10 protein-coding genes are annotated in these 11,999 nt (G+C 37.6%); 9 read left to right on the forward strand and 1 reads right to left on the reverse strand.

Going from position 1 to position 11,999, the window contains the following annotated elements:
* Positions 1 to 2: 2 nt before the first annotated feature.
* The 8 genes from G580_RS0102155 (at position 3) to rlmN (ending at position 8,729) form a co-directional block, all read left to right on the forward strand.
* Positions 3 to 827, forward strand: coding sequence for an LpxI family protein (locus tag G580_RS0102155; RefSeq protein ID WP_028840842.1), 825 nt, complete (start codon positions 3 to 5; stop codon positions 825 to 827).
* Positions 814 to 1,770 (forward strand): Gfo/Idh/MocA family protein, encoded by a 957-nt coding sequence (locus tag G580_RS0102160; RefSeq protein WP_028840843.1) that lies wholly within the window; start codon positions 814 to 816, stop codon positions 1,768 to 1,770. Before G580_RS0102155 ends, G580_RS0102160 begins: the two co-directional genes overlap by 14 nt.
* Positions 1,767 to 2,924: a lipid-A-disaccharide synthase gene (gene lpxB, locus G580_RS0102165; RefSeq protein ID WP_028840844.1), complete on the forward strand. Its 1,158-nt coding sequence runs from the start codon at positions 1,767 to 1,769 to the stop codon at positions 2,922 to 2,924. Before G580_RS0102160 ends, lpxB begins: the two co-directional genes overlap by 4 nt.
* 53 nt (positions 2,925 to 2,977) lie before the next feature.
* A complete protein-coding gene (locus G580_RS0102170) occupies positions 2,978 to 4,264 on the forward strand; it encodes an IMP cyclohydrolase (RefSeq protein WP_028840845.1) in 1,287 nt (428 codons plus the stop codon).
* Positions 4,265 to 4,329: 65 nt separating this feature from the next.
* The gene (gene greA / locus G580_RS0102175) at positions 4,330 to 4,800 is read left to right on the forward strand and encodes a transcription elongation factor GreA (RefSeq protein WP_022856065.1); all 471 of its coding nucleotides are present in this window, start codon (positions 4,330 to 4,332) and stop codon (positions 4,798 to 4,800) included.
* Positions 4,801 to 4,878: 78 nt separating this feature from the next.
* Positions 4,879 to 6,051, forward strand: coding sequence for a pyridoxal-phosphate-dependent aminotransferase family protein (locus G580_RS0102180; RefSeq protein WP_028840846.1), 1,173 nt, complete (start codon positions 4,879 to 4,881; stop codon positions 6,049 to 6,051).
* Between the two features lie 36 nt (positions 6,052 to 6,087).
* The gene (serA, locus tag G580_RS0102185) at positions 6,088 to 7,668 is read left to right on the forward strand and encodes a phosphoglycerate dehydrogenase (RefSeq protein WP_028840847.1); all 1,581 of its coding nucleotides are present in this window, start codon (positions 6,088 to 6,090) and stop codon (positions 7,666 to 7,668) included.
* A gap of 2 nt (positions 7,669 to 7,670) precedes the next feature.
* Entirely contained in the window at positions 7,671 to 8,729 is a 1,059-nt protein-coding gene (gene rlmN, locus G580_RS0102190; protein WP_028840848.1) for a dual-specificity RNA methyltransferase RlmN, read from the forward strand.
* Here rlmN and amrS read toward each other — a convergent pair.
* Positions 8,707 to 9,729: an AmmeMemoRadiSam system radical SAM enzyme gene (amrS, locus tag G580_RS0102195; protein ID WP_245542827.1), complete on the reverse strand. Its 1,023-nt coding sequence runs from the start codon at positions 9,727 to 9,729 to the stop codon at positions 8,707 to 8,709. The two genes, rlmN and amrS, sit on opposite strands and share 23 nt — an antisense overlap.
* Positions 9,730 to 9,919: 190 nt before the next feature.
* Here amrS and G580_RS0102200 point away from each other — a divergent pair, with 190 nt between their 5' ends.
* On the forward strand, positions 9,920 to 11,746 hold the full coding sequence (locus G580_RS0102200) for a carbon starvation CstA family protein (RefSeq protein WP_028840850.1): 1,827 nt from the start codon (positions 9,920 to 9,922) through the stop codon (positions 11,744 to 11,746).
* Positions 11,747 to 11,999: the final 253 nt, after the last annotated feature.

Below are 11,999 nucleotides of genomic sequence, written 5' to 3' on the forward strand. Positions count from 1 at the left end.
TTATGGAGACTACTTCTGTAGGCCTCATCTCAGGTGAGGGAGAGTTCCCTTTAATTTTGGCTCAGGTTTTAAAAAAACAAGGTTATAGAGTAGTGGCTGTTTGTTTTTCTAAAGAGCAAAAAAGGCGACTTGATCCTTTAGTAAACAGGGTGGAAGAAGTAGGGATAGGTCAGCTGGGAAAACTTATCAAGATTTTTAAAAAAGAGCAGGTAAAAGATTTGGTATTTTTAGGAAAGTTAGATAAAAGTAAGGCCCTGAAGATAGGGATTCCAGACGTCAAGGCTTTTTTATTATGGAAACGTCTTAAAAACCGAGAAGACAACACTATCTTAAAGGCAGTAGCCGAGGAGTTAGAAAAAGAGGGCTTTAGAATAAGAGGACCTGCTGAGTTTTTAAAAGAATTTTTGACCCCAGAGGGGGTTTTAACTAAAAGAAGTCCTAATGAGGATGAATGGGAAGATATTAGATATGGCTTTTATATTGCTAAAAAAATAGGGGCTCTCGACATAGGTCAGTGTGTGGTGGTAAAAAACAAGATGACGGTTGCTGTAGAAGCTATGGAAGGAACAGATGCGACGATTTTGAGGGCAGGAACGTTAAGAGAAGATACGGTGGTCATAAAAGTGGCTAAACCTATCCAAGACTTAAGGTTAGACCTTCCGGTGGTAGGATTAAATACGATAGAAAATCTGATAAAAGCTAAAGCTAAAGTTTTGATGTTAGAAGCGGGGAAAACCTTTTTTCTTCAGCAAGAAAAATCATTAGAACTTGCCAACAAGCACGGTTTAGCTATCGTAGGCTATAGAGGAACAGATGGAGAAGCTTAGGGTAGGAGTAATTGGTATAGGGCATTTAGGAAGGTTTCATGCAGAGAAACTTGCCCAGATAGATAAAGCAGACCTGGTAGCTTTGGTAGACATAAATGCAGAAAAGATACAGGAAGCAGTTAAAAAACTTAAAAAATTTGGCAAAAGTCCTCAAGTTTTTTCTAACTATCGAGATATAGCAGGGTTAGTGGATGCGGTGGTGATCGTTACTCCTACTTTTACCCATTATGAAATAGCCCGATTTTTTATAGAAAAAGAAAAAGCCGTATTTTTGGAAAAACCTATTACTAACGAATTAAGTTTAGCAGAGGAATTGGTAGGTATTGCCGAGAAAAAAAATGTGCCCTTACAGATAGGGTATATAGAACGGTTTCAAGGAGCGGTAAAAGAGGCTGTTTCAAAGATAAAAAATCCGGTTTTTATAGAAGCCCATAGGCTTTCCTGTTTTACCGAAAGAAATTTAGATATAGATGTGATTTTAGACCTGATGGTTCATGATTTAGACCTGGTGCTTATGCTGAAACCTGGTAGAAAAGTTGAGTTTATACATGCAGTAGGAGCTCCTTTCTTTACTAACCTTCCAGATATAGTAAACGCGAGATTGGTTTTGGATGACGGGACTACCTGTAATCTTACTGCCAGTCGTTTGTCTTTAAGCAGACAAAGAAGACTGAGAATTTTTGAAAAAGGGACTTATTCGGTAGTTGATACCTTAGAGAAAAGTTTTCTCTATGTCCGGGTTGACCCTAACACCAAAGAATACTTTCAGGAAAAAAAGCTTTTTCCGCAAGATGATCCCTTGAAAAGTGAGTTAATTTATTTTGTAGAAGGGGTTTTAGCTGGAAGGCCTCTTTCCCCTGATGGGAGGGAAGGGTTACAGTCTTTAGAATTGGCGTTTCAAATAAGAAAACAAGTTGAGCAGAATCTAAGAAAATTCTTATGAATTCAGAGGCTTCTTGCAAGATTTTTATCATAACCGGTGAGTTGTCTGGAGACCTTTATGGTTCTCTTTTGATAAAGAGAATAAAAGAGGTTAACGCAGCTTTTCAGTTTGTGGGTATCGGTGGTCCTAAGATGAGAAGTCTTGGGATAGATATACTCTTTTCTGCTGAGCCTTTAGCTTTAGTAGGGTTACCTAATCCGTCAGAATTAAAGAAATACTGGTTTGTGTATAAAAAGATTAAAGATTTTTTGGCTAAAAAATTGGTAGATGCTGTGGTTTTGGTCGATTTTCCTGGGTTTAATCTTAAGATAGCTAAATTAGCTAAAGAAATGGGTTATCCGGTTATTTACTATATAGCCCCTCAGGTTTGGGCATGGCATAAAAGACGGATCAAAATTTTAAAGAAATATGTGGATAGACTTTATGTGGTGTTACCTTTTGAAAAGGAGTTTTTTCATTCTCATGAAATACCAGCGGTTTTTTTAGGCCATCCTATTTTAGATCTTATTAAGGTTAATCTTTCTAAAGAGATGCTTTTTGAAATTTACGGGTTAGATGAGGAAAAACCTATTTTAAGTTTTTTCCCCGGAAGTAGAGAAAAAGAAATTCAAAGACATGTTCCTCACTTTTTAAAGGTTTATCGCATGGTAAAAGAAAAGGTACCTGAAGTGCAGGGAATAATGGTTAAGGCTTTAGGATTGAAAGATTCTTTTATCTGGGAAGGAGCCAAAAAAGAGATTAAAGTGGTAGAAAATACTCAGTATGAGGTTTTGAAGTATTCTACCGCGGCTCTTTTAGCCTCAGGAACTATAACCTTAGAATCAGCCATTATAGGGACACCTGCAGTAGTTACCTATTCTCTTCCTTATTGGATGTTAAGTTTGGCTAAAAGATTGGTTAAAGTTCCTTTTATCAGTCTTCCCAACCTTATACTGGGAAAAGAGGTTTATCCAGAAGTAGTAGGATTTAAGAAGAATCAAGAAGAGATTATTGCTAAACGTTTGATTGAAATTTTGAAAGACCGTACCCAACAGGAAAGGATAAAAAGAGATTTAGAAGATTTAAAGAGATTACTTGGGGCTCCTGGTGCCAGTTGGAGGATAGCTGAGGATATGATAAGGTATTTGATGTCTTTAAAACGCAAGGTTTCTTGACAATTTAGATAAGTTTTTATATTATATGATGTAATCTTTTTTGGAGGTTAGTTATGGGAGAAGATTTGAAAAAAATGTACCATATGATAGTTTCAGACCATTTCCCTTCTGAAATAAGGATAAATTTTGGAGATCAAACTTTGATATACAAAAAAAGGACCTGGGACATAGAGGTTGAACCAGGTTTGGTAGAAAGGAGAGGTTTAAGGTATGGAGAAAATCCAGACCAAGAAGCAGCCCTTTATGAGTTGGTAGCAGGAAATCTGGTTTTAGGGGAGTGTGAATTCATTCATCCTAATTTAGGGTTGGTTTCTTCTTTAAGAGAACAAGATTTTATTCAGTTCGGAAAACACCCAAGTAAAACCAACCTTACTGACATCGATAGTGGTTTAAACATCCTTAGGTATCTTAACGAAAAACCTTGTTGTGTTATCATAAAACATAACAATCCTTCTGGGGTAGCTTATGGAAAGAGCTTAGAGGAGGCTTTTTTACGGGCTTTTAAGGCAGACCGTATAGCAGCTTTTGGGGGGACGGTGGTATTAAACAGGCCTGTAGATAAAGTTTGTGCTGAGGCTATATCTTCTCAGTATTTTGAGGTGGTAGTTGCCCCAGAATATGAAGATGGAGCTATAGAGATTTTAAAAGCGAAAAAGTCTTTGAGGATAGTAAGGATTAAACGGATGGATAGACTTCAGGACTACAGAAATTATAAAACCGTAGAGTTTAAAAGTCTTATAGATGGGGGCCTTATAGTACAGGTTTCTCAAAGTAAGAAGGTTAGCCGTCCCGAAGATTTGAAACCTGCGGTTGCGGTAAAAGATGGGGTTGAGTACAGATGTCTAAGAGAACCTAACGAAAGAGAGATTAAAGATATGCTTTTTGGTTGGGCCGTAGAACTTGGGGTTACTTCTAACTCGGTTTTGTTTGTAAAGGATGAATGCACCGTAGCCATCGGAACAGGAGAACAAGACAGGGTTGGTTGTACTGAGATAGCTATTTTTAAAGCTTATACTAAGTTTGCCGATCTACTTTGTTATGAAAAATATGGGATTCCTTACAAACAACTGGAATTAGAAGTAGCCAAAGGAAGTCGCCCCAAGGAAGATAAAGAAAAGATAGATGAAGAGACCAAAGAAAAGAAGGCAGGCTTGATAGGGGCGGTGATGGTTTCTGACGGATTTTTACCGTTTAGAGATTCGGTAGACGTGGTGGCTAAACAAGGGGTTACCGCGATCTTACAACCAGGGGGATCGGTTAGAGATTGGGAGGTTATAGAGGCCTGTAATGAGTATCAGATTGCCATGAAATTTACCGGACAAAGGGCTTTTAGACACTAAAAACTTTTTGTTTTCTCAACCTTAAATCATTACTAAAAACTAAGAAATCAAAGGGGGGATTTATAATGAACAAAATACCTTTTACACCTGAAGGTTTAGAAAAGATAAAAAAGGAGCTTGAACATCTTATCAAGGTTGAAAGAAGAAAGGTGATCAAAGCTATTGAAGAAGCCAGGGCTCACGGAGACCTTTCAGAAAATGCTGAATACGAAGCAGCTAAGGAAAGACAAGCCCATATAGAAGGAAGGATACAGGAGCTTTCAGGGGTTTTAGCCAATGCCGAAGTAATACCTCCCCTAACCAAAGCACCAGAAAGGGTACAGTTCGGGGTTAAGGTAAAACTTTTAAACTTAGACACCGATGAGATAGTAGTTTATAAGATAGTAGGTCCTTATGAGACAGACCCTTCTCAAGGAATTATTTCGGTCAATTCTCCTATAGCTAAAGCTTTAATAGGAAAAGAGATAGGAGATGAAGTCCAGGTAAAAACACCTTCAGGTATAAAGAATTTTGAAATTTTAGACATAGAAATTTAAGCCTTGGGTTGTATTTTAGCATAATACTAATAAAATTAAATTTTGTAAAATTAAAGACTAACTTAAGCGGAGGTTTATATGGAATTTTTATCTAAAAAATATCTTTTCACCCCAGGTCCGGTCCCTGTTCCTCCTAAGGCCCTTCTGACGATGGCTCAGCCGATGACCCATCATAGGTTGCCAGAATTTTCTGAAGTTTTAAGAGAGATAAGAGAAAACCTGAAATATCTTTTTCAAACCCAGAACAATGTTTATTTTTTTGCTTCTTCTGGTACTGGTGCGATGGAGGCAGCTATTTTAAACCTTTTTTCTCCTGGAGACAAAGTGTTGGTAGTTTCTGCAGGAAAGTTCGGGCAACGTTGGTTCGAACTTGCGAAAACTTTTGGTTTAAATCCTTTGGTAATAGACTTACCCTGGGGTAAAGCGGTAAAACCCGAACAAGTAGAAGAGGTTTTAAACTCACATCCTGACATCAAAGGGGTTTTACTTCAGGCTTGCGAAACCTCAACAGGGGTTAAACACCCTGTCAAAGAAATATCACAGCTTACTAAAAATAGAGAAACTGTGATAGTAGTTGATGCTATCACTGGCCTTGGGGTGTTTGACCTACCTATGGATGAATGGGGGCTTGATGTAGTGATCACAGGGTCTCAAAAGGCGTTAAGCCTTCCACCAGGGCTTTCTTTTATAGCGTTTTCTGAAAAGGCTGAAAAGCTTTCGGAAAAATCTACCTTACCTAAGTATTATTTTTCTTTAAAAAAAGAAAAAAAAGCCTATGAAAAGGATACTACTTCTTTTACTCCAGCCGTAAGCCTTCTTTTAGGTCTGAGGGTGGTTTTACAAAGAATAAAAGAGATAGGTCTGAAAGCGCTTTTTGAACATTATCAAGTGCAAGCTAATGCTTGTAGAGAGGCTGTAAAGGCCTTAGGACTTAAGATTTTTCCAGAGGTGCCTTCAGAATCCTTAACGGTGATAGAGGTTCCTGAGGGGGTTAAAACAGGAGAACTTATTAACTTTCTTAAAAACAAATTAGGGATTATTTTTGCAGGAGGACAGGATCATTTAAAAGGAAAGATTATAAGGATAACCCACATGGGGGATCAGAGTCTGTTTGACTTGCTTGTAGCTATTTCGGCTTTAGAGGTAGGGTTAAATCTTTTTGGTTATCAAGTAGAGTTAGGGGCTGGTGTTAAGGCAGCTGAAAAGGTTATCTTTGCACACCTAAAACATAGATATTTTTTAAAATATTAAAAGGAGTAAAAATATTAAAAGGAGGAAAAGGTGAAAATGAAGGTTCTTGTTTCTGACTCAATTTCTGAAGAAGGTATAAAGATTCTTGAAGAACAGGGGTTAGAGGTTATCTATAAACCTGGTTTGCCTTATGAGGAACTTTTAGACCTGATCGAAGAGGTAGAAGGTCTTATCATAAGGAGTGCTACTAAGGTAACCAAAGAGGTTATAGAAAGGGCAAAAAAACTTAGAGTAATAGGTAGAGCAGGTACAGGGCTTGACAACGTAGACCTTCAAGCAGCCAACGAGAAAGGTATAGTTGTGATGAATGTCCCTGGAGGAAACAGTTTAGCAGCTGCAGAACATGCTTTAGCTCTTCTTTTTGCTTTAGCAAGAAAAATCCCTCAGGCAGCAGCCTCTATAAAAGCTGGAAAATGGGAAAAGAAAAAGTTTATAGGGGTAGAGGTAAATAACAAAGTTTTAGGCATTGTAGGTTTAGGAAGGATAGGTGGAATTGTGGCAGAAAGGGCCTTGGGACTTAAGATGAAGGTTATAGCCTATGACCCTTTTGTAACCCCTGAAGCCGCAGAGAAAAAAGGAATAGAGCTTGTTAGCTTAGAGGAGTTGTTTAAAAGAGCAGATTTTATCACCATCCATACGCCTTTAACCAAAGAGACCTATCATTTGATCGATGAAAAAGCTTTCTTCTTGATGAAAGACGGGGTTTATCTTATCAACTGTGCAAGAGGTGGAATAGTAGATGAAGAGGCATTGTATAAGGCTATGGTTTCTGGCAAGGTAGCTGGTGCAGCTCTTGATGTGTTTGAAAAAGAACCTGTAGACCCTAACCATCCTTTATTAACCTTAGAAAATTTTATCGGAACCCCACATCTTGGAGCTTCTACAGTTGAAGCGCAAAAGGTAGTAGCCGTAGAAATAGCTAAACAGGTAGCAGATTATCTGACAAAAGGCATCATAAGAAATGCGGTTAATGTGCCATCGATCAGTCCTGAAGTCCTTAAGATTATAGGTCCTATAATTACTCTTGCAGAAAAAATGGGGCTTTTAGCTACACAGATTACTGATGGAGCTATCAAAGAGGTAGAAATAAGCTATAGAGGAGAAATTTCTCAGTTAGACGTAAGACCAGTTACCATAGCTATAGTAAAAGGACTTCTTTACCCATTTTTAAAAGAGGACGTAAACTATGTAAACGCCCTTATCAGGGCTAAAGAAAGAGACATCAAGGTAATAGAATCAAAGATAGAGATGGCAGAAGATTTTACCTCGCTTATCAGCCTTAAAGTGACCCATACTGAAGGTACTACCATCGTAGAAGGAACCCTTTTTGGTAAAAAAGAACCACGTATAGTTAAGATAAATGGTTTTAGGTTAGATGCTTTACCTGAAGGGCATATGCTTTATATTTTTAATGAAGACAAACCAGGGGTTATAGGGCAAATAGGAACCATTTTGGGTAAACACACACTTAACATCGCAAGGATGTATGTAGGGCAGGATCCGATGAAGGAAACTAACGTGATCCTTCTTAGCTTAGACCAGCCTCCTACAGCAGAGGCCCTGGCAGAATTAAACAAATTAAATACTGTATATCTGGTAAAACCCTTAGAACTTTAACTATGGAAAGGCTTAATTTAAGAAACTATACCTTAGAAGAATTAGAATTTTTGATCTTAAGTCTTGATGAGCCCAAATATCGTGCAGAGCAGATTTTTCACTGGATTACTTGTAGAGAAGCAGTCGATTTTGACCAGATGACCAACCTTCCTAAGGTAATACGAAAAAAACTGGCAGATACCTTTACTCTCGAATTGCCAGAAGTAGTTGAAAAAATTTCAGACATGGAAGGAACTACCAAATTCGGTTTAAAATTACAGGATGGTGAAATCATAGAGACGGTGGTCATCCCTGAAAGAGACCATTATACCCTTTGTGTCTCAACTCAGGTAGGATGTGCGATGGGGTGTAGATTCTGTCTTACGGCTAAAGGAGGGTTTAAAAGAAATTTAGAGGTCTATGAAATAATTTCTCAAGTGGTTATAGCACGTCTGTATCTTAAGGAAATAAATAGTTTGCTGCCTTTAAGAAACATTGTTTTTATGGGTATGGGAGAGCCTTTAGCTAACTACGAAAACTTGATAAAAGCTTTAAGGATCCTTGCCCATCCTTTGGGGTTTAATTTTTCTAAAAAAAGGTTAACTATTTCTACTGTAGGGTTGGTAAAGGAGATTAAAAAGCTGGCGGTAGACTTCCCTACTGCCTTGGCTATTTCTCTTCATGCCCCAAACGACGAGTTAAGAAAAACCCTTATTCCTTTAGCTAAGAAATATCCCCTTCGAGACCTTTTAGAGGCTATCAAGACTTTTCCCAGGATAAAAAACGGACGTACCACGATAGAATATATTCTTATAAAAGAGATAAATGACAGTCCTCAGCATGCTAAAGAGTTGGTTAATCTTTTTAAGGGTCTTCCCATAAAAATTAATCTTATTCCTTATAATCCTCATCCGGAACTTCCTTTTGAAAGACCAGAAGAAGAAAAGATAGAATCCTTTCAAAGGTTTTTGTTAGACCATGGTATCCTTACCACCGTAAGAAAGAGCAAAGGACTTGATATTTCTGCAGCTTGTGGTCAGCTAAGAAGAAGATTGACTCTTAACTCCATACCCCTGCAATAGTAAATCCACAAACAGGGCATACGCCGTTACTTCCTAACTGAATCCTTAAGGCTCTTAAGCCTTTTCTTTCTATCAAAAGGGTCTGACATCGAGGACAATAGGTGTTTTCATAAGGATTTCCTGGGACATTTCCTATGTATACGTAGTTTAACCCAGTTTCTTTTCCTATTTCATAAGCCTTTTGCAGGGTTTCTACAGGGGTAAAATCTTTGTCAAGCATCTGATATTGAGGATAAAACCTTGAAAGATGCCAGGGTGTGTTCTCATCAAGCTCGGTTTTTATAAAATAGGCTATGTCTTTAAGCTCAGAAGGATCGTCGTTTTCTCCTGGGATGATCAAGGTAGTGATTTCTACCCAGATACCTTTTTGTTTGAGATATTTTAGGTTGTCCAGTACAGGTTGAAGTTTGGCTTTGCAAAGTTTTCGATAGAAGCTATCTCTAAAAGATTTCAGGTCTACGTTTATCCCATGTAGATATGGGCTTATGTAGTCTATGGCCTCTTTAGTCATGTAGCCGTTTGAAACAAACACGTTTTTAATACCATTTTTAGAGGCTAATTTTGCACAGTCATAGGCAAACTCAAAAAAGATGGTAGGCTCTGTATATGTATAGGAAATACTTTTTGCATCTTCTTTTAAGGTTTTTTCTACGATTTCCTTAGGCGAGACTAATTTTCCGGTAATAGAGTTATAAAGCTGTGGGTATTGAGAGATTTCAAAGTTTTGGCAAAAACTACACCTGAAATTACATCCCACCGTGGCAATAGAATAACTCCAGGTTCCAGGTAAGAAGTGATAGAGAGGCTTTTTTTCTATGGGGTCTAAATTTTGGGCTACAATTTTTCCATATATCAAAGAATATAAAACTCCCTCTTCGTTTTTCCTAACCCCACAAAGACCTACAGAATTGTTTGGTATTACACACCGATGGTTACATAGCATGCATTGAACCTTTTTTTCATATAACTTTTGATAAAATAGAGCTTGCCTAATTCCCATAGATCTACTCCCCTTTTTTATTAAAATAAAGATTTTTTGCTAAAATTCAATCACATTTAAGGACTAATTAACCTTAGGCAAAGTAATAAACATACTATAGCGATTAATTTTAATCGATTGTCAAAACTAAAAATAGGTTTATAATTTTCTTGTTTATTTGGGTTAAAAAAAACTAAAAAAGAGGTGCAAGATGCAGGCACTTGTACTGGTGGTGATTTTATCGTGTGTTTTTGTGCTTGCCTATAGGTTTTACAGTGCTTTTATTGCTGCAAAAGTTCTTTCTTTAGATCCCAAAAGAACTACCCCTTCTACTATTTTAAACGATGGAAGAGACTATGTCCCTACCAATCGTTGGCTTGTTTTTGGGCACCATTTTGCAGCGATAGCTGGCGCAGGACCTTTAATCGGACCTGTGTTAGCTGCACAATTCGGTTATTTGCCTGGTTTTTTATGGATTTTGATCGGAAGTGTGGTAGCTGGTGCTGTTCATGATATGGTGGTGCTTTTTGCTTCAGTAAGGCATAACGGTAAGTCTCTTGCTGAAATTGCTAAAGCCCAGGTAGGCCCGGTATCTTACTGGCTTGTTCTTGTCGCTACTTTATTTTTGTTAATCATCGTTTTAGCTGGTGCTTCTATCGCAGTTGTGAATGCTTTGTATAATAGTCCCTGGGGAGCATTCACAGTTGGAGTAACCATACCGATTGCTATTTTTATAGGTATCTATCTTAAATGGTTAAGGCCAGGCAAGGTGGTAGAAGCAAGTATTATTGGTGTGATATTGATTATCTTAGCGGTTGTGGTTGGGCCTGTGATTAAAGAATCAAGCTTAGCACCTTATTTTACTCTTGATAAAAAAACACTTTCTGTAATAGTTCCAGTATATGGATTTTTTGCGGCTGTTTTACCTGTTTGGTTGCTTCTTGTTCCCAGAGACTATTTGAGCTCTTACATGAAGTTTGGAACGATGTTTTTACTTGCTATTGGGGTGATACTTGTAAATCCTTTAATTAAAATGCCTGCAGTTACTCAGTTTGTGGCAGGTGGTGGTCCTGTTATACCAGGTAAGGTTTGGCCTTTTATGTTTATCACCATAGCTTGCGGAGCCATTTCAGGTTTCCATTCCCTTGTTTCATCAGGAACTACACCTAAGATGGTGGAAAATGAAAGAGATATACGATTGATTGGATATGGTGCCATGCTTGTAGAAGGATTTGTAGCTTTAATGGCTTTGATTGCTGCTACTGTACTTCCTACAGCAGACTATTTTGCCATAAACAGCGCTCCAGAAGCTTTTAAGAAACTCGGGATGCAGGTTCAAGACTTGCCTTATCTTTCTGCTTTAGTAGGAGAAGAGCTTGCAGGTCGTCCAGGTGGAGCCGTATCTTTGGCAGTAGGAATGGCTGATATTTTTTCAAGGATAGGTGGGCTAAGACACTTGATGAGTTACTGGTATCATTTTGCAATTATGTTTGAGGCCTTATTTATCCTTACTCTTATCGATGCAGGAACAAGAGTAGGTAGGTATCTAATGCAGGAATTAGGAGGAGTGTTTTATCCAAAGTTAAGAGATTATACTTGGTGGCCAGGGGTAATCTTTACAAGTGGGATATTTACATTTTGCTGGGGATATCTTCTTTATACAGGAACGATAGCTACCATATGGCCACTTTTTGGAGTAAATAACCAGCTTCTTGCTGGAATGGCCTTTGCAATCACTACAACCTATCTTTTAAGGCTTGGTAAAGCAAAATATATATGGGTAACTCTTATTCCTATGACCTTTTTATTAATAACCACCATCGTTGCTGGGTATCAAAATATAGTTAACAATTATCTTCCTAAACAAAAATATTTACTTGCCGTGCTTTCTGCGGTAATGATTTTATTGGTTATACTGATTGTAATGGACTCTATAAGGGTATGGCTAAAGATATTTAGAGGAGAGATCCCCCCTTATAAAGATAACGAAAATTCTCCTTCATTAAAAGCAGAAACAATGAAACATCTTTCTGAGTAGTCAGAAAATGTCATAAAATTGGGATGGCTGTCTTAAAGAAAGACAGCCATCCTTTTTCTATTTTAGACAACTTTTATTAAAAATTTGTTTGCAAAATATAGTAGCTACTCAATCAGATTTGCTATTAAAGATTATGTTGGCTGGTGAAAAAAGATGGCTATGACCTGTTAAAAAATTTTTTTATTAATTTGAAAAAGAATAGCAGAAAGGCTTTTTGGTCTTGGTTGATAGATAATTTTTATTATTTCTCTTA

Origin of the sequence: Thermodesulfobacterium hveragerdense DSM 12571 (genome assembly GCF_000423845.1) — a bacterium.
GTDB classification, from domain to species: Bacteria; Desulfobacterota; Thermodesulfobacteria; order Thermodesulfobacteriales; family Thermodesulfobacteriaceae; genus Thermodesulfobacterium; species Thermodesulfobacterium hveragerdense.